At 45.1% G+C, this 17,802-nt stretch carries 17 protein-coding genes; 6 read left to right on the top strand and 11 right to left on the bottom strand.

Annotation, left to right across the window (positions count from 1 at the left end; translation table 11 throughout):
• Positions 1–58: 58 nt before the first annotated feature.
• From eno to ACO0KZ_RS15570, 4 genes are all read left to right on the top strand, one after another.
• Positions 59–1,342 (top strand): phosphopyruvate hydratase, encoded by a 1,284-nt coding sequence (gene eno / locus ACO0KZ_RS15585; protein WP_422996828.1) that lies wholly within the window; start codon positions 59–61, stop codon positions 1,340–1,342.
• 92 nt (positions 1,343–1,434) lie between these two features.
• On the top strand, positions 1,435–1,761 hold the full coding sequence (gene ftsB, locus ACO0KZ_RS15580; protein ID WP_422996826.1) for a cell division protein FtsB: 327 nt from the start codon (positions 1,435–1,437) through the stop codon (positions 1,759–1,761).
• A 500-nt stretch (positions 1,762–2,261) separates the two neighbouring features.
• A complete protein-coding gene (locus tag ACO0KZ_RS15575; protein ID WP_422996824.1) occupies positions 2,262–2,756 on the top strand; it encodes a porin family protein in 495 nt (164 codons plus the stop codon).
• A gap of 62 nt (positions 2,757–2,818) precedes the next feature.
• A complete protein-coding gene (locus ACO0KZ_RS15570; protein WP_422996822.1) occupies positions 2,819–2,983 on the top strand; it encodes a hypothetical protein in 165 nt (54 codons plus the stop codon).
• Here the strand turns inward: ACO0KZ_RS15570 and waaC are convergent.
• The 11 genes from waaC to rfbB all read right to left on the bottom strand — a co-directional run bounded on the left by waaC (position 2,967) and on the right by rfbB (position 14,780).
• Positions 2,967–3,953 (bottom strand): lipopolysaccharide heptosyltransferase I, encoded by a 987-nt coding sequence (gene waaC / locus ACO0KZ_RS15565; protein WP_422996820.1) that lies wholly within the window; start codon positions 3,951–3,953, stop codon positions 2,967–2,969. The genes ACO0KZ_RS15570 and waaC overlap by 17 nt on opposite strands.
• Positions 3,954–4,085: 132 nt before the next feature.
• The gene (locus tag ACO0KZ_RS15560; protein ID WP_422996818.1) at positions 4,086–5,462 is read right to left on the bottom strand and encodes a phosphomannomutase/phosphoglucomutase; all 1,377 of its coding nucleotides are present in this window, start codon (positions 5,460–5,462) and stop codon (positions 4,086–4,088) included.
• Positions 5,463–5,563: 101 nt separating this feature from the next.
• Positions 5,564–7,462 (bottom strand): polysaccharide biosynthesis protein, encoded by a 1,899-nt coding sequence (locus ACO0KZ_RS15555; RefSeq protein ID WP_422996816.1) that lies wholly within the window; start codon positions 7,460–7,462, stop codon positions 5,564–5,566.
• Positions 7,463–7,503: 41 nt separating this feature from the next.
• Positions 7,504–8,064: a sugar transferase gene (locus ACO0KZ_RS15550; protein WP_422996814.1), complete on the bottom strand. Its 561-nt coding sequence runs from the start codon at positions 8,062–8,064 to the stop codon at positions 7,504–7,506.
• A 33-nt stretch (positions 8,065–8,097) separates the two neighbouring features.
• Positions 8,098–9,060 (bottom strand): UDP-glucose 4-epimerase family protein, encoded by a 963-nt coding sequence (locus tag ACO0KZ_RS15545; protein WP_422996812.1) that lies wholly within the window; start codon positions 9,058–9,060, stop codon positions 8,098–8,100.
• Between the two features lie 9 nt (positions 9,061–9,069).
• Positions 9,070–9,882, bottom strand: a complete 813-nt coding sequence (locus ACO0KZ_RS15540; RefSeq protein WP_422996810.1) for a glycosyltransferase — start codon at positions 9,880–9,882, stop codon at positions 9,070–9,072.
• 43 nt (positions 9,883–9,925) lie between these two features.
• Complete coding sequence (locus ACO0KZ_RS15535) at positions 9,926–11,275, bottom strand: flippase (RefSeq protein WP_422996808.1); 1,350 nt, start codon at positions 11,273–11,275, stop codon at positions 9,926–9,928.
• A 1-nt stretch (position 11,276) separates the two neighbouring features.
• On the bottom strand, positions 11,277–12,233 hold the full coding sequence (rfbD, locus tag ACO0KZ_RS15530; RefSeq protein ID WP_422996806.1) for a dTDP-4-dehydrorhamnose reductase: 957 nt from the start codon (positions 12,231–12,233) through the stop codon (positions 11,277–11,279).
• Positions 12,230–12,787, bottom strand: a complete 558-nt coding sequence (gene rfbC, locus ACO0KZ_RS15525) for a dTDP-4-dehydrorhamnose 3,5-epimerase (RefSeq protein WP_422996804.1) — start codon at positions 12,785–12,787, stop codon at positions 12,230–12,232. Before rfbC ends, rfbD begins: the two co-directional genes overlap by 4 nt.
• A 9-nt stretch (positions 12,788–12,796) precedes the next feature.
• Positions 12,797–13,687, bottom strand: coding sequence for a glucose-1-phosphate thymidylyltransferase RfbA (rfbA, locus tag ACO0KZ_RS15520; RefSeq protein WP_422996802.1), 891 nt, complete (start codon positions 13,685–13,687; stop codon positions 12,797–12,799).
• A 31-nt stretch (positions 13,688–13,718) separates the two neighbouring features.
• Positions 13,719–14,780, bottom strand: a complete 1,062-nt coding sequence (rfbB, locus tag ACO0KZ_RS15515) for a dTDP-glucose 4,6-dehydratase (RefSeq protein ID WP_422996800.1) — start codon at positions 14,778–14,780, stop codon at positions 13,719–13,721.
• Positions 14,781–15,041: 261 nt separating this feature from the next.
• Between rfbB and grpE the strand changes: the two genes are divergently transcribed.
• Together grpE and dnaK are read left to right on the top strand one after the other, a co-directional pair.
• A complete protein-coding gene (gene grpE / locus ACO0KZ_RS15510; protein WP_422996798.1) occupies positions 15,042–15,620 on the top strand; it encodes a nucleotide exchange factor GrpE in 579 nt (192 codons plus the stop codon).
• Between the two features lie 232 nt (positions 15,621–15,852).
• On the top strand, positions 15,853–17,790 hold the full coding sequence (dnaK, locus tag ACO0KZ_RS15505; RefSeq protein ID WP_422996796.1) for a molecular chaperone DnaK: 1,938 nt from the start codon (positions 15,853–15,855) through the stop codon (positions 17,788–17,790).
• Positions 17,791–17,802 lie beyond the last annotated feature (12 nt).

Here is a 17,802-nt window from a genome sequence, read left to right as displayed (position 1 = left end):
TTTTCGCACCAGACTTAAAACCAATATTTTTGTAATTTGATTGTTTAGGAGAATTTGAATGAGTGCTATCGTTGATATTATCGGTCGTGAAATTATTGATTCACGCGGCAATCCAACTGTGGAATGTGATGTCTTGTTGGAGTCTGGTGTGATGGGCCGCGCTGCTGTGCCTTCTGGTGCATCAACTGGTTCCCGCGAAGCGATTGAATTGCGCGATGGCGACAAGTCCCGTTACATGGGCAAGGGTGTATTGAAAGCCTGCGAAAACATCAACACAGAAATCGCAGAAGCGATCATGGGTTTGGATGCGAATGAACAAGCTTTCTTGGATCGAACGTTGATCGATCTCGACGGCACAGAAAATAAAGCACGTTTAGGTGCCAACGCCATGTTGGCAGTGTCCATGGCAGTTGCTAAAGCAGCGGCGGAAGAAGCGGGTTTGCCTTTGTACCGTTACTTCGGTGGCTCTGGCGCGATGCAATTGCCAGTGCCGATGATGAACGTTATCAACGGCGGTGCACATGCTGACAATAATCTGGATATTCAAGAATTCATGATCATCCCGGTTGGCGCACCTACTTTCCGCGAAGCGATTCGTTATGGCGCAGAAGTTTTTCATAACTTGAAAAAAATCTTGCACGACAAAGGTTTGACGACAGCGGTTGGTGATGAAGGTGGTTTTGCACCTTCCGTAGAAAACCACGAAGAAGCGATCAAGTTGATTATTCAAGCGATCGAAGCGGCTGGTTACACACCAGGTACACAAATCGCGTTGGGCTTAGATTGCGCAGCGAGTGAATTCTACAAAGACGGCAAATATCATTTGGAAGGCGAAGGCTTAACTTTGTCTTCAACCGACTTCACCAACTTGTTGGCAACTTGGGTCGACAAATATCCTATCATCTCGATCGAAGATGGCATGGCGGAAGGCGATTGGGAAGGTTGGAAAATTCTGACCGAAAAACTCGGCAAAAAAGTACAAATCGTGGGTGACGACTTGTTCGTAACAAACACCAAGATTTTGAAAGAAGGCATACAAAAAGGTATCGCTAATTCTATCCTGATCAAAATCAATCAAATTGGTACTTTGACAGAAACTTTCGCCGCGATCGAAATGGCAAAACGCGCTGGTTATACTGCCGTGATTTCTCATCGCTCGGGCGAAACGGAAGACAGCACGATTGCTGACATCGCTGTTGGTATGAATGCTTTGCAAATCAAAACTGGCTCGATGTCACGTTCTGATCGTATGGCTAAATACAACCAACTCTTGCGCATCGAAGAAGATTTGGGCGAAATCGCGAGCTACCCAGGCCGTGATGCGTTTTATAATTTGAAGTAATCGGCATACCGAAGTAAAAAAAAGGGGAAGACGACTTCCCCTTTTTATCGTTGTAGAATTTTCCTGAATTGTTTATCTTGATCTAAGATCACATGCGTCTAATTACCTTAGCCTTACTAGCTTTGTTAGTCCTGATCCAGTATCCACTGTGGTTAGGCAAAGGCGGCTGGCTGCGTGTTGGCGAGTTAGACAAACAGGTAACCGCAGCACGGGTAAAAAACGACGGTCTAAAAGAGCGCAATGCTAAATTAGACTCCGAAGTGCAAGACTTAAAAAACGGTACGGCCGCCGTCGAAGAACGCGCCCGTTTTGAACTAGGCATGATCAAGAAGGATGAAATTTTTGTTCAGATTTTGGATGCAGGTAGTCAGGTCGAAAGTAAGCCACAAGTTATTAAACCTGCTGCTAAGAAGAATTAATCAAACGTATATTTCGTTCGTTTGCGCAGCGTAGAAATTTCTTTGCTAGAAGGCGTTCAATCTTAAGCTCAGATTCAGCCAAGCTAGGCGCTGAGTTTTTATCTCTAAGATCAAGACATTTACCCGATCAACTCTTTTCGATTTTTTACTCAACTTAGTCGAAGCAAATTTCCATGGTATGCCGCAAATTTTTTTCAGATTTTAGGTGCAGTAAGACGGGTTGAGCGCAAATCAGGAAGCCACTCAGTAAAAAGAATTGATAGCCTTCAATGATAAAAAATCTTCACTTGGATCAGCTGCATTTTTTCTTAGATAAGTTGATTGATTTCAATTAATATCAAATTGGGCATCAATCAATTTCACGTTTCTGGATTCGAACTTAATTGTTTTTGGCATTTACAGGTAAGAAAAAAGATTGAAAAAAGTGCAGTTAATTGTTTTTTTAATATATAATGCGCATCTCAAATTTTTTGAGATGTTTATTATTTAATAGGTTTACTATGTTGAAAAAAATTATTGCTGTTGTCGCGTTGGCTTTGTCTGCGTCCTCCACATTTGCTGCTGATAAACCAAGTTTTTATGCTGGCCTCGACGCAGGTAGTACAAAAGTTGATGACTTGTCTGGTCGTAAGTCTAGTTTCGGTGGTTTTGCTGGTTATCAATTCACAAATGGTTTGGCTATTGAAGGCGGCTATCGCAAATTGGCTTCATTTTCCGTTTATAAAACAGACGTAGATTTAACGCAATCTGCTCTGTCATTGGTTGGCACAACTGAAATTGGTAATGGTTTCGACCTGCTGGGACGTGTTGGTTACAACAAATTGTCAGCTAGTGCTTCTTACAAAGGTTTCAGTGGTAAGGCCTCTGATTCTGGCGTTTTGTTTGGTCTGGGAGTTGCTTACAACTTCTCTTCAACTTTGAGTACACGTTTAGAAATTCAACGCCCAAGTAAAGATGCGACTAATGTGAGTGTTGGCGTAGCGCTCAAGTTCTAAGATGGTTTGCTGATCTTTATATGCTAGTACTCATAGCATTTAGGACTAAATGAATAAAGCCCGTGATTAATTTGACGGGCTTTATTGTTTTTGCGCCAAGTATCAGTTCTCTGATGTGCGTTCCGATACGCGAGGGAAATAGTGTGGCAGAAGATCTGGCCGTTGCATTGAACGTTTCTGGTGTCGGTCAACAATATTCCTGGAATGCGCTTAACCCATATGCTTAGAGAGTAGTTTTTCAAATGCAATCTCGACTTCAGCCACGCTAGGTGGTGAGCCCTGATCACCCAAGTTGATGATTCTATCTGACCAATTTCCTTCCGTTTTCCATCTTGGTGAATCGCAGTAAATTTCTATCGTTGGTGTTTCGTAGGCTGCAGCAATATGTACCAGACCAGTGTCAACACCAATTACTAAGGCTGCTCGTTGCGCCAGTACGGTGGCTTCTTGCATCGAGAGTTTAGGCAGTACGCTAGCGTTGGGCATGTGTTCTGCCATCGCCTCCGCTTCAGTCTTTTCTGCAACGGTTCCCCAGGGAAGCAAAATCGGCCATCCAGTCACTTGTAGATCTCGTGCGGTACTTATCCAGTTATTACGTGGCCATTTTTTTGATTCACCTGCAGTGCCGTGAAAGAACACGATGTAGGGTGTAGATGGCATCCAGTCAGGTTGCAAATCAAGTTTTTGCAAACCAAAACTGACCTGTCTATCGATCTTATAATGGAGCGCGGCCGCTGCGACTAGTCGTCCACGCAAAACTGCGTGAGTGCGGCGATCAACTGGAATACTCAAGTCATGAAAAATTCTAGAAATACCTTCATAGCCTGAGCCTTCAGTTCCGTTTGCTAACCCGACTTTTTTGCCATTTGGCGCTTTGCGAGCCATCCCCATGATGATGCCGGTTTTTAACAAACCTTGAGTATCGAAAATATAATCGTAAGCCTCTTCACGTAGTGTGCGGTAGAAAAGTTTAATCTCCGCGCGTGTTTCTTTACTCCCCAAACTTTTGCGCCAACGTCGTTGCGCGTAGGCGATGACTTGGTTGACCTTAGGTTGTAGCTTGACCAGATTGACGTAGGCTTCTTCTACCACCCAATCGATTTGTGCTCCAGGGTAGTGGGCTTTGATGTCATCCACCATGGGCATGTTGTGGAGGACATCGCCTAAAGAAGAAACGCGTATCAGAAGGATTTTCATGTTGAGAAAATTTGTGGAAACATTGCGAACCTCTCAATACAGAGACATTGAGGAGCAAGAGAAGAGCAAAGAGATAAAACTCTGTGCTCACTCCGACTCTCTGTGTCTCTTTGTTGAGAGGTTTTCGTTGTTTTAATACGGCAAAAGCGCATCCGGCTTCACAGCCAAGATCGCGTCTTTCAAGGCTGATTGAATCCTTACCAAAGCCTCGGGCGTCTCAGCCTCAAAACGCATCACGATGACTGGGGTTGTATTCGAAGAGCGCGCTAGACCGAAACCGTCTGGATATTCAACCCGCAAGCCATCGATATTAATGATCTCAGTCGAGCCTGGAAAATTCGCATTCTTTTGCATTTCTGCGATGATGGCAAAATTCTCTCCTTCTTTCAATTTCAATTGTAATTCTGGCGTGCTGGTCGATTGTGGCAAGTCATTGAGCGTCGCAGTCATATCCGCAACTTTGCTCAAGATTTCTAATAAACGTGCGCCTGCATACATGCCGTCATCAAAACCGTACCAGCGGTCTTTAAAAAATACGTGCCCACTCATTTCTCCTCCCAAAGGTGAACCAGTTTCTTTGAGTTTGGCTTTGACCAGAGAATGACCCGTTTTCCACATCAATGGAATACCGCCATGGCTCTTGATCCAGCTCGATAAATGGCGAGTGCATTTTACATCGTACAAAATTTGTTCGCCTTGATGACGGCTCAATACATCGGCGGCAAATAGCATCAATTGACGATCTGGGTAGATGATTTGGCCGTCTTTTGTGACGACGCCAAGACGATCGCCATCGCCATCAAACGCTAATCCAATTTCTGCGTCGGTGTTTTGTAAGCAACGAATCAGATCTTGTAGGTTTTCTGGATGAGCTGGATCAGGATGATGATTCGGGAAATTGCCATCGACTTCGCAAAATAACTCTGTCACCTCACAGCCCATGGCGCGATACAAATCACCAGCGAATGCACCTGCGACGCCATTGCCGCAATCAACCGCGACCTTAATTTTGCGCGTCAGCTTGACATCGCTGACGATGCGCTCCAGATAGGCTGCTTTGATATCGTGAATGCTGTAAGTACCTTCACCGACGGCGAAGTCTTTCGCTACGATTCTGTCGTATAGCGCGAGGATGGTATCGCCATAAATTGCTTCTCCAGCCAGCACCATTTTGAATCCATTGTAATCAGGTGGATTGTGACTGCCGGTAACCATAATGCCGGATTTCGCGCCCAGTACATTAGTGCCGAAATACACCATGGGCGTAGCGACCACACCCAGATCAATCACATTAACGCCTGTGGCTTGTAAGCCCTTGGCTAATGCAGCTGTCAGAGATGGGCCAGACAAACGACCATCGCGACCTATCACGACGGTCTTTTCACCTTTTGCCAATGCGGCGCTACCAAAGGCCTGACCGATGGCATAAGCAACATCGGCATCTAAAGTTTTGTCGATGATGCCGCGGATGTCGTAGGCTTTAAAAATACTTTTGGAAAGTAGGGACATAATGTTCTCAATCTAAAAAATGCGAATTCTTTTTGAAAGCGTTGCCGCAGAGGCGCAGAGTAAGCAGAGTTTCGAGAAAAAGTATCTCTGCGCCTCTGCGTCTAAGCTTTATCTTTAATCTGCCAAATAAAATCTTCAATACCGCACTGAGGCTGATATTCAACCACCAACTGCTGCATTAGGCTGCGTACTTTTTCATAATCGAAATTGCTGCATGCCAGGTCTAATTCTTCTAAGGCGATTCGTAAATCTGCCCAAGCTAACTCTGCTTCTTGGGCGCGCATGATCAATGGATGTGTAGTACGCTCTACATTGTCACCAATCAGTAATTCCTCATATAGTTTTTCGCCCGGACGCAAACCGACTTCACGAATTTCTATCGTCCCTTCGGGATGATCTGACGACTTCACTTCTAAGCCGCACAGATGCACCATGCGACGTGCTAAATCAATGATACGCACCGGTTCGCCCATGTCGAGTACAAAGACGTCACCACCTTGACCCATCGCCCCGGCTTGTAAAACCAATTGCGCTGCTTCCGGTATCGTCATGAAATAACGAGTAATTTCTGCATGGGTTAAGGTAATCGGACCACCTTGCATAATTTGTTTGCGAAATAAAGGCACGACCGAGCCAGAAGAGCCTAGCACATTGCCAAATCTGACCATGCAAAATCGTGTCGTTTTTTGACGTCGCGCATTTGCTTGCAAAATTAATTCGGCTAAACGCTTAGTCGCACCCATCACATTGGTGGGGCGAACCGCTTTGTCGGTAGAGATCAAGACAAATTGTTTGACACCTGCATCGATTGCAGCTTGAGCCAATTTGAAGGTGCCAAATACATTATTTCGTATGCCTTCGATAGGATTATGTTCTACTAGCGGCACGTGTTTGTAAGCCGCTGCGTGATACACCGTATCGATTTCAAAGCCATGAAAAATTCTATCAAGCTTGGCGCTGTCGTGGATAGAACCTAAGAAAGGTTTGATGTCGCAGCTTAATTGCAATTGATCGCGTAAGTCTGAGAGTTCCTGTTCTATCGAATATAGAGAGAATTCCGACATTTCTAATAGCATCAAACTCTTAGGTCTTTGGCGCAGAATTTGGCGGCATAATTCCGAGCCTATCGAACCACCTGCGCCGCTGACCAATACATTTTTGTCGGTGATGCAAGTCGCTAATAAAGCTTCATCCGGTTCGACTTGATCACGCCCTAATAAATCTTCAATCTCGACATCCCGTATATCCTGCACCCTTAGTTCGCCGTTGATCAGGCTTTTGATCGATGGCGTCACTTTGACGCGCACTTTATAGGTCTCTAAATGATCAAGGATCTGTTTTTGTTTCGCTTTGGATACGCTGGGTAAGGCGAGCAAAACTTCATTAATGCCGAAATTTTTGACCAGTTGTGGTATTGCTTCAACTGCGTAGACCTTAATGCCCGCAATCGAAGAACCATGCATCGCACGATTGTCGTCGATGAAGGCTATGCAATCGAGTTCATGGCCAGCGCGCAAAGCATTGGCGAGTTGCATACCAGCCGTGCCAGCGCCATAGATTGCAATCTTGACCGCGTTCGGATTGCGCCGTAAGCCACCCAAGTAGGCACGGGCGATTAAACGGCTGGCACCCACATAAAGTATCGCCCCAGACCAATAAGTGACGAAAACAGCGCGGGAGATAGCGTTTAACTGCAACATGAAATTCAAAAAACCTAAGGCCAATACAGATAGCGTTACACCAATGACGACCACGCTCACCATCTTGTGATCGATGTAGCGTATCACCGCTCGATACAAGCCAATTTTGATAAATATCGGAATCGCAAACAAGGGTACAGCGGCAATCAACCAAGCATAGTGTTTGAGTAATTCAACATTGATACTTTCATAGCGCAAAAAAATAGCCAGAATAAACGTTAGTGGCAAAAAGACTGCATCCACTACGCCAGCAATAACTTGCTTTTGTAGCCTTGGGAGATTGATTAAGGTATGCATCATAGTGAGATGGTCGTTTTAATTTGTTTGCGCTGTATTGTGCATCAATGGGTGACGCCATCACGCTTAATCACTTTAAAGAAAGTGCGAAACAAAATTTTGATATCCAGTGCCAGCGATTGATGCTGTAAGTAATAGGCATCCAATTCCACTTTCTGAGGAATCGGTAACTCATCGCGACCATTAATCTGCGCCCAGCCTGTTAAACCTGGGACGATGGTATGAACTTGTTTTTCGGTACGTAGCGCAATCAAATCTGCTTGGTTGTAAAGCGCTGGACGTGGGCCAACAAAGCTCATATCGCCTTTTATAATGCTCCACAATTGTGGCAACTCATCTAGGCTAGACTTGCGCAAGAAGGAGCCGACGGGTGTTAGATATTGATCGGGGTTGGTCAGTAAATGTGTGGCGACGGCCGGCGTGTCGATCAACATAGAGCGGAATTTTGGCATCTTGAAAATTTGATTGTAACGACCGACGCGATCTGACCAATAAATGATCGGACCTTTTGACGTCATGCGCACCATCAAAGAAACAATGACGAATGGGATCAGCAAAATAATTGCAGCAATAAATGCGATGACTAAGTCGGCTAAACGTTTCATAAATTCTATCTTTCGCTTTCTATTTTCTTATTGTTATTGCTTGATGTTGTTGCGGAGTAAGTTGGCGGCGCTCTCGCGCAAGCCTTGCTGTACCGAATACGGCGGCGTCCATTGCAAGCGTTCACGTGCTTTGCTACTGTCCACACGCAAGGACTGACATAAACGATCTGCGATATTTTTTTTGCCGATCAAGTTTGCTGCAAAACCAATTAGCCTAGCAGGGAATGGCAATAAGCGCGATGGCACTGCTAGTGCATTTGCTGCTTCACGCAAGAGTTCAGTTGTCGACAAATCTTTGCCATCAGAAATCAAAAATATTTGATTGTAAGCCATTGGGTTTTGCACGCAATGCAAGATGAAATCGGTTAGATTCTTGACGAATACAAAGCTACGCTGGTTGTGAATGCTGCCGAGCGGTAGTGGGACTTGTTTTTTTACCCAAATTAATAAACTCAAAAAGTTGGCGGCAACACCTTTGCCATATACCAAAGGTGGACGAATAATCGTGATTGCCATACCAGTACGTTGGCCTAGCTCCATTAAAGCTTTTTCTGCTTCTTGCTTGGAAATGCCGTAGGGATCGCTGGCTTGCGGCGTATCATTTTCTGTGAAGGCTTGGCCTGAGACTGTCGTTTCTCCGTTGACTTTGACAGAACTGAGATAAATAAATTGACTGACATCTGCAGCCGCTGCTTGTTCCGCCAAGCGTAATGTGCCGAGTAAATTAACTTCACGAAAAGCAGCGAGCGGATCTGCCACGGTATCATTCATCACATGGACTCGCGCAGCGCAATGGATGACAGTGTGTATATTTGCCAGGTACTCTTGCCAATCGGTATTTCGATCAATGCTGCTGATAGTGGGCGTCTGTGAATCTGGTGTTGAGCTTTTACTACGCACAGGACAAGTTATTTCGCGATTTTGCTGCAATGCCATTTGTACTAAATGCGATCCTACAAAGCCTGTTGCGCCAGTGATGAGTATTTTATTTTTCATATGATGCAACTAGGTGTGTGATCGTCCGGCACTCTTGCCTGAGTAGACGGAATTCAGACGTAGGTAACGGCGTACCAGAAACTTGGAAAAGCTATGAAAGAACCAAAGCGCATGTCGCGAAAAAACATTCCGGTTTTTATGCGCAGCGGTATGAATCGCCTTTAGATGCGGATAATAATGTACAGCCTGTTGATGGTAGCGACGAGCGCGGTAGCAGATGTCAACGTCTTCAAAGTACATGAAATAACTGGGATCAAATCCGCCCAGTGCCCGATACAGCTCTGGCTTAAACGCCAAAAACGCACCTGATGCCCATTCCACGGGGATATGGTTTGTCTCAGCAGCAATCCGGTCTTTATCGTAAGTTTCGCTGAAAGTATTCACTATCGGCATTTTGACTATGGATAACATGCCGGGGAAGTGACGGATGTTTTTGTCCGGTACGCTCATGGCCTGATCCCGATACAGGTTCAATGTGGCGATGGCGTGGTCGGATTGTTGCATTTCTTCTGTGAGTGAAAATATGGTTTCTGGCTTGACGGTAATGTCTGGATTCATCACCAAAAAAATATCATCCGTTTGGAAACCTGTTTTCTTTTGTATCAGGTCGAACAAATAATTATTGTTCTCGCCAAAACCTAAACCAGCATGCTCATCGGTATAGAAAATATGATGTTGGGTGCAGTAGCCTTTTAGACTTGCGGCTGGTTTATTGTCCTTAATCCAGATCGTGAGACGCACTCGTTCGTCCAGCAAACCACCAAGCTTGCTATTGATTAGCAAGTCTTCATGACCATGGCTGATGACGGCAACATGGATCATGCAAGTAATCTCGCATGACTTGTACTTGCTAATGTCGTTTGCATCATGAAGCGCATTCCTGATCCCGCAAAGATGGTTTAGTTTGTTTGAATAGGCGCTGCGCCGCAAAGTGTAAAAGCACCCAATCTACCGATACGCGACAGACCCAGGCAAACGCAGCACCGATTAAACCAAATTGTCTGGTCAGCACTACCAGTAAAGCCATGTAGAAGAATAATTCAAAGACATGAAATAGTGCGGTCGTCTTCGTATTGCCCGTCGCGTGCAGCAGGGTATATGGTACTACAGCGATCCCGTTAATGAAGGTGCCAAATATCAATACGACAGTAATGGGAAAGGCTTTTTGTGCAAATTCTGGTGAAATCCACCAAGTGAAGCCAGGATAGGCCGCAACTAGCGTCAGTAAACATAAAGCCGCCATGATTTTAGCCATACGTCGCAGATTGCTGGAATAGGACTGATGCAAGTCGGTACGCGAAGCTATTGTGGCAAATACCGGCATTAAAGCACCGCAAATCGCTATCGGAATCATCAGTAGGCGCATCAAGCCTTCTTGAGGAATTGCATATTCAGATAATTTATCGGCACCGACCAAGGCGCTGACAAAGAAGCGGTCGCCATACACCATCAGCGGGCTGACGATGCCGGTGACGGTGACCCAAAAACCATAGGAAACTAGCTGGCGGATTTGTAGCTTGATGCCACCAAAATCTTGTGCCACCAAATTAGTGGTAGCGAATTTATCACGAATAAATAAGTAATGCTTGAGTTGAAAACATCCATACGCCACAGTGATCAATCGTGCTAACACCAAATAAACTGTAATTTTCCATAAACTGGAGCCATGCATCATGATGGACAATGCGGGCAAAATAAACATGCAAAAGCCCAAAAAAATCTTATTGATGTTGGATTCTTTAAACTGCCCTAAACCTTCAAGTGCACCGCGCATACCGCTGGTGAGCGTGGCGGGAATCACGCCCAATGCCGTTATCTGTAAAGCGATTTTTGTATCGTGTTGCCAGGCTGGAGTGATTTTTAGCCATTCGTGCGCCAAGGGATAGGCAAAGCCCATGATCAATAAAAATCCCAGTACACCAGTCACTGCGGTGAGGAGTAGTCCAGCCTTCAATATGTTATGAATCGCGAATCGACGTGATTCAGGTATGGCATCCTGCATCGCAGTCTGTAAGCGGCTCACTTCATAAGTTAAGGCACGCCCAGCACCGAAATCAAAAAAATTAAAATAACCTATCAAGGCCCAGATCAATGTTAGAACACCAAAACCTTCAGCCCCTAATTGTTGCAAGGTATAAGGGATGCAGACGGCGGCTGCCAATAAAGGCGAGCCGCTCCCAACCAGATTCCAGATGGTGTTTTTTTTGAGTGACATATCAGTTAGCTGCACCCGGCGATTTCATGGAAGACGCCATATCTTGCAAGCAATTTTGTAAAGCCACGTCCCAGTCCTGTAATTCGATTCCGAACTGTAGTCTGAATTTGCTCTTGTCGAGACAGGAATTCTTCGGTCTTTGCGCAGGTGTGGGATAAGCAGAGCTCGGAATGCCTTGTATCTTGGGCAAGGTTGCGCTCAATAGATCTAGTCGCACTGCATGTTCGACGATACGCTGGCTGAACTCGCACCAATTGGTAAAGCCGTTAGGCGTTAAGTGATAAATCCCTTGGTGTTGTTGCCACCATGTCGCTGTTGTTTGTGTATGTGCTTCCGCATCTTGCAATTGCAGGATAACTTGTTTGACTGCATCACTTAAAAACAAAGTGGAACTAGGCGTACCCCACTGATCATTAACGATATTGAGTTCGGGCTTTTCTTTTGCCAAGCGTAAAATCGTCAACAGAAAATTCTTACCGAAATCGGAATACACCCAACTAGTACGAAAAATCAAATGCCTGCATCCGCTATTGACGATCGCTTGTTCGCCAGCCAGCTTGCTCGCACCATAGACATTTAGGGGAGCGCAAACATGTTCTTCTTTGTAAAGTGCACGTTCGCCGTCGGTATCTGACTTGCTACCATCAAACACATAATCGGTCGAAAAATGGATCAAACCTATCCCCATTTTTTTTGCTTCCTGAGCCAGAATAGTCGGCGCTTCAGCGTTGACGCGATAGGCGACTTCATCTTCTTTTTCTGCCAGATCGACGGCAGTGTAAGCCGCAGGGTTGACGATTAAATCGGGTTGGCAGTGTTGAATGTAGGGCGCTATGGACTCAATATCGGAAAGATCTAATTCAGCACGCTGTGGTGTAATTACTTCGCCCACATCCCGCAGCGCTTTAGCGAGGCTACGTCCAAGTTGACCGCTAGTGCCTGTCAACAAAATTCTCATGCAAAAACCTCAGCGTCGGCTAATAGTTTTCCTAACTGATCTTTGCCGGACAGCGATGGAGCTCCATTCGCTAGATCCGTGAGTGGCCAGTTAATCGCTAATGCGGGATCATTCCAAAGCAGACAACGTTCATGTTCTGGCGCCCAGTAATCGGTCGTTTTGTACAGAAATTCGGCATAGTCGCTCGTAACGATAAATCCATGTGCAAAACCTGGCGGTATCCACATTTGACGCGAATTGCTGGCCGACAAAATGGCTGATGTCCATTTGCCAAAATTGGGAGAACTACGGCGCACATCGACCGCAACATCGAATACTTCACCGGCAATCACGCGCACCAATTTTCCTTGTGCTTGTTGAATTTGATAGTGCAATCCACGTAGTACACCACGCGCAGATCGAGAATGATTGTCTTGTACAAATTCAGTACTCAAGCCAGTACAAGCAGCGAAAGTTTTTGCATTGAAGCTTTCGTAAAAGAAGCCGCGTTCGTCGCCAAACACTTTAGGTTCTAAAATCAAGACTTCTGGTAAATCAGTTCGAATAATATTCATGGTGAGCGTTTAAAAACTTTTGTGATTGAGCAGGCGCAACAAGTATTGGCCATATTCATTTTTCTTCAATGGCTGTGCCAAGTCTTCCAATTGCGTCGGGCTGATGTAGCCCTTGCGAAAGGCAATTTCCTCAGGACAAGCGACTTTTAAACCTTGGCGTTTTTCTATCGTTGCGATAAATTGACCCGCTTCCAATAGTGAGTCGTGTGTGCCCGTATCCAACCAGGCCATACCTCGACCCATCAACTCGACTTTGAGTTGGCCTTGCTGCAAATAGACGTTATTGACGTCAGTGATCTCTAATTCGCCTCGCGCCGATGGTTTAATGTTGGCGGCAATGTCGCAAATTTGCTGGTCGTAAAAATACAGCCCAGTCACGGCGTAATTTGATTTTGGTTTGAGTGGTTTCTCTTCTATGCTCAGTGCATTGCGCTTTTCGTCAAAATCAACCACGCCATATCGCTCCGGATCATGCACGTGATAAGCGAAAACGGTTGCACCATTTTGATTACTGTCAGCGTTACGCAGCATAGGTTCGAACTCGTGCCCGTAATAAATGTTGTCACCTAAAATCAGCGCAGACGGCGCATTGCCGACAAATTCTTTACCGATAATAAAAGCTTGCGCCAAACCATCAGGTGAAGGCTGTACCGCATAACTGAGGTTGATCCCCCATTGCGAGCCATCTCCGAGTAACTCTTGAAAACGAGGTGTATCTTGTGGCGTCGAAATGATTAAGATATCTCTCATGCCAGCCAACATCAGGGATGTCAGTGGATAGTAAATCATTGGTTTGTCGTAGATCGGTAGTAATTGCTTGGACACCGACTTGGTCACAGGATATAGACGTGTACCTGAACCGCCTGCCAAAATAATGCCTTTACGTTGAGTCTGTGTCATGTTGTCTCTTGTTTTTCGTAATAATTAGGAGTTAGTTTTTTTCTTGATACTGCAAATTGACCCAGTTTTTATATTCGCCAGATAACACTTGCTCGGTCCATTCATCGTTTGCCAAATACCAGCTGACGGTCTTACGTAGACCAGTTTCGAATGACTCGGTAGGTTTCCAACCGAGTTCTCGTTCAATTTTGCGGGCATCAATTGCGTAACGTTTATCGTGCCCAGGTCTATCTTTTACATGACGAATTTGATCACGATAGCTGCCGGTTGGTTTCGCTTGCAATTCATCGAGCAGCTCGCAAATACTGTGTACGACATTTAGATTTGTTTTTTCATTCCAGCCGCCGATGTTATAGGTTTCGCCAGGGCGACCCGCCTCCAAGACGCGACGTATCGCTGCGCAGTGATCACTAACATAGAGCCAGTCACGTACCTGACTGCCATCGCCATAGATAGGCAAATCTTTACCAGCTCGCGCATTTGTAATAACTAATGGAATAAGCTTTTCGGGGAAATGCAGAGAGCCATAATTATTCGAGCAATTAGTGGTCAGTGTTGGCAGGCCGTAGGTATGGTGATAGGCGCGTACTAAATGGTCAGAGGCTGCTTTCGATGCGGAATATGGGCTATTCGGTGCGTAAGCTGTAGTCTCGGTAAATGGCGGATCGGTGGCTTCCAAGCTGCCATAGACTTCGTCAGTAGAGACATGCAAAAATCGAAACGTCTCTTTTTCTTGCTCAGGCAGTGCCTGCCAATATGCACGGACAGACTCTAGCAGACTAAATGTACCGTTGACATTCGTTTCGATAAATGCTGCAGGGCCATGAATTGAGCGGTCAACATGGCTCTCTGCCGCAAAGTGCACGACTGCTCTCGGTCGGTGTTCTTGCAACAATTGGTTTAGTGTATCGCGATCGCTAATATCCGCATGCACGAAGATATGGCGAGGATCGTTTTTTAAGCTGATGAGATTGTTTAAGTTCCCAGCGTAGGTCAGTTTATCCAAATTGACAACGGCCTCATCATTTTGCGCCAGCCAATCCAAAACAAAATTTGCGCCTATAAAGCCAGCGCCGCCAGTGACTAAAATCATGTGGATACCCGTTGTTGTTGATACGATCGATGAAAGTCCGCAATTTTACGCCACTTGATCTGAAATTCGGTGCGGTAGTTAGGGTTTTTTTGTCCTAAAAGTAATTAAATCTGCTGTCGATTGGTGAATTTTTGTCGATCGGTTTTGTGTCGGCAGTGGGGAGGGCGCATTATTTTAGTTAAAAAAAGCACTTTTACTCTTGAATTGTGGAATACCCACCTCATTTGTGTGGGAAATGCTTGATTTTTATGGAGATTGTTAATGCAAGAGCAAGATAAACCAGTAGAAAACACTGAAACAATAGCAACTTCAGTTGATGTTGAAGCCTTACAACCAGCCGCCGCACCGAATCAGGACAAGCCAGAAGTAGCGGTTGAGCCTGGTGTGTCTATTGAGACTTTGGCGCAATTAGAGGCCAAAGTATTGGAACTGCAAGATGCTTTTATGCGTGCTAAAGCGGAGGGCGAAAACATTCGTCGTCGCGCCCAGGAGGACATTTCTAAAGCACATAAATTTGCGATTGAGAGTTTCGCTGAATCTTTAGTGCCCGTCAAAGATAGCTTAGAAATGGGCTTAAAGGTCGAAACGCAAACGGTAGAATCGATTAAAGAGGGCGTGGAAATGACGCTGAAGCAATTAAATTCCGCGTTCGAAAAAAATCGTTTGTTGGAGATTAATCCACAACAAGGTGACAAACTTGACCCAACTAAGCATCAGGCTGTGTCTATGGTGCCTGCTGAGCAAGAGGCAAATACTATCGTTGCAGTATTGCAAAAAGGTTATACGATTGCAGATCGTTTGTTGCGCCCAGCTTTAGTGACGGTGGCACAAACTAAGTAAGTAAGTCGTCTAAATGCCTCGTTACAAAGATAAAAACCAAGGTGGAAATCAAAAAATGGCAAATAATCCGTAAAAAACGTTAAAAACGCCTTGAAAATGCGGTTTTTTGCCAAATATCAGAAATAGATGGGCGCGAGACAGATAATTCGAAGAGCTCAAAAAGTTTTAACTTGGTTTTAGATTCATTTGAAATTAATTAAATATATAAATTCTTTAGGATAGGGAAAATATCATGGGAAAAATGATCGGTATTGATTTAGGTACAACCAACTCTTGCGTTGCAGTGATGGAGAATGGCCAACCAAAAGTGATCGAAAACGTAGAAGGCGCGCGTACCACGCCATCGATCATCGCTTATCAAGAAGACGGCGAAATTCTCGTTGGTGCTTCTGCTAAGCGTCAGGCTGTCACGAATCCAAAAAACACTTTGTACGCTGTTAAGCGTTTGATCGGACGTAAGTTTGATGAAAAAGAAGTGCAAAAAGATATTTCTTTGATGCCTTACACCATCTCTAAAGCAGATAATGGAGATGCTTGGGTATCCGTGCGCGACAAAAAACTGGCGCCACCACAAATCTCTGCAGAAGTTTTGCGCAAAATGAAAAAGACCGCTGAGGATTACCTCGGTGAAGAAGTCACTGAAGCGGTTATTACTGTTCCAGCTTATTTTAACGATGCACAACGTCAAGCAACGAAAGATGCTGGTCGTATCGCTGGTTTGGATGTAAAACGCATCATCAATGAACCAACAGCTGCTGCTTTGGCGTTTGGTCTGGATAAAAAAGAAAAAGGCGATCGTAAGATTGCAGTCTACGATTTGGGTGGTGGTACTTTCGACGTATCCATCATTGAAATCGCGGACGTTGATGGCGAAATGCAGTTTGAAGTATTGTCTACCAATGGTGATACTTTCTTGGGCGGTGAAGATTTCGATCAACGCATCATCGACTACATCATTGATGAATTCAAAAAGATCAATGGCTTGGATTTGTCCAAAGATCCTATCGCTTTGCAACGTATTAAGGCATCTGCAGAACGTGCCAAGATCGAATTGTCTAGCTCACAGCAAACAGAAATCAATGAGCCATATATTGCCATGGCAAATGGCGCACCAACGCACTTGAATTTGAAAATCACTCGTGCCAAGTTGGAAGCTTTGGTAGAAGAGTTGATCCAGAAGACGATGGAACCATGCCGTATGGCGATCAAAGATGCGGGCGTCAAAACCTCAGACATCGATGACATCATCTTGGTTGGTGGTATGACTCGTATGCCTAAAGTTCAAGAATTGGTTAAAGAATTCTTCGGCAAAGAACCACGTAAAGACGTGAATCCTGATGAAGCGGTTGCGGTTGGTGCGGCGATTCAAGGTTCTGTATTGTCTGGTGATCGTAAAGACGTGCTGTTGTTAGACGTGACACCTTTGTCTTTGGGTATCGAGACTTTGGGTGGCGTGATGACGAAAATGATTCAAAAGAACACGACGATTCCAACCAAGTTCAGTCAAGTATTCTCGACAGCAGATGACAACCAACCTGCTGTAACGATCAAGGTTTACCAAGGTGAGCGCGAAATCGCGGCCCGTAACAAAGGTTTGGGTGAATTTAATCTGGAAGGTATTCCACCAGCATCCCGTGGCACACCGCAAATCGAAGTGACTTTTGATATCGATGCTAACGGTATTTTGCATGTTGGCGCGAAAGACAAAGCAACCGGCAAAGAGAACAAGATTACCATTAAGGCAAACTCTGGTTTAACTGAAGAAGAAATTCAAAAAATGGTGAAAGATGCAGAATTGAATGCGGAAGAAGATCAGAAAGTGAAAGAACTGGCTGAATCCCGTAATCAAGGCGACGCTTTGGTTCACTCAACCAAGAAAGCTTTGTCTGAGCACGGCGATAAGTTAGATGCTGGCGAAAAAGAGAAGATTGAAGCCGCGATCAAAGAGTTGGAAGATGTTTTGAAATCTGGCGATAAAGCAGAGATCGACACTAAGCTCGGCAATTTGTCGACTGCCTCACAAAAGTTAGGTGAAAAAGTGTACGCAGACATGCAAGCACAGCAAGCCGCTGCTGGCGGTGCTGCAGGTGCAGCGCCAGGCACCGATGCAAAACCAAATGATGCTGATGTGGTGGATGCTGACTTTAAAGAAGTCAAAGACGGTAAATAATTGTAAAGCGAA

This window comes from Undibacterium sp. Di24W, from assembly GCF_049340325.1.
GTDB lineage: Bacteria > Pseudomonadota > Gammaproteobacteria > Burkholderiales > Burkholderiaceae_D > Undibacterium.
This window is presented reverse-complemented; position numbering and strand designations above follow the sequence as displayed.

Excerpts from the sequence above, each read along its gene's own strand:
- eno (WP_422996828.1), top strand. The coding sequence starts at position 59 with ATGAGTGCTATCGTTGATATTATCGGTCGTGAAATTATTGATTCACGC.
- ftsB (WP_422996826.1), top strand. The coding sequence starts at position 1,435 with ATGCGTCTAATTACCTTAGCCTTACTAGCTTTGTTAGTCCTGATCCAG.
- ACO0KZ_RS15575 (WP_422996824.1), top strand. The coding sequence starts at position 2,262 with ATGTTGAAAAAAATTATTGCTGTTGTCGCGTTGGCTTTGTCTGCGTCC.
- waaC (WP_422996820.1), bottom strand. The coding sequence starts at position 3,953 with ATGAAAATCCTTCTGATACGCGTTTCTTCTTTAGGCGATGTCCTCCAC.
- ACO0KZ_RS15560 (WP_422996818.1), bottom strand. The coding sequence starts at position 5,462 with ATGTCCCTACTTTCCAAAAGTATTTTTAAAGCCTACGACATCCGCGGC.
- ACO0KZ_RS15555 (WP_422996816.1), bottom strand. The coding sequence starts at position 7,462 with ATGATGCATACCTTAATCAATCTCCCAAGGCTACAAAAGCAAGTTATT.
- ACO0KZ_RS15550 (WP_422996814.1), bottom strand. The coding sequence starts at position 8,064 with ATGAAACGTTTAGCCGACTTAGTCATCGCATTTATTGCTGCAATTATT.
- ACO0KZ_RS15545 (WP_422996812.1), bottom strand. The coding sequence starts at position 9,060 with ATGAAAAATAAAATACTCATCACTGGCGCAACAGGCTTTGTAGGATCG.
- ACO0KZ_RS15540 (WP_422996810.1), bottom strand. The coding sequence starts at position 9,882 with ATGATCCATGTTGCCGTCATCAGCCATGGTCATGAAGACTTGCTAATC.
- ACO0KZ_RS15535 (WP_422996808.1), bottom strand. The coding sequence starts at position 11,275 with ATGTCACTCAAAAAAAACACCATCTGGAATCTGGTTGGGAGCGGCTCG.
- rfbD (WP_422996806.1), bottom strand. The coding sequence starts at position 12,233 with ATGAGAATTTTGTTGACAGGCACTAGCGGTCAACTTGGACGTAGCCTC.
- rfbC (WP_422996804.1), bottom strand. The coding sequence starts at position 12,787 with ATGAATATTATTCGAACTGATTTACCAGAAGTCTTGATTTTAGAACCT.
- rfbA (WP_422996802.1), bottom strand. The coding sequence starts at position 13,687 with ATGACACAGACTCAACGTAAAGGCATTATTTTGGCAGGCGGTTCAGGT.
- rfbB (WP_422996800.1), bottom strand. The coding sequence starts at position 14,780 with ATGATTTTAGTCACTGGCGGCGCTGGCTTTATAGGCGCAAATTTTGTT.
- grpE (WP_422996798.1), top strand. The coding sequence starts at position 15,042 with ATGCAAGAGCAAGATAAACCAGTAGAAAACACTGAAACAATAGCAACT.
- dnaK (WP_422996796.1), top strand. The coding sequence starts at position 15,853 with ATGGGAAAAATGATCGGTATTGATTTAGGTACAACCAACTCTTGCGTT.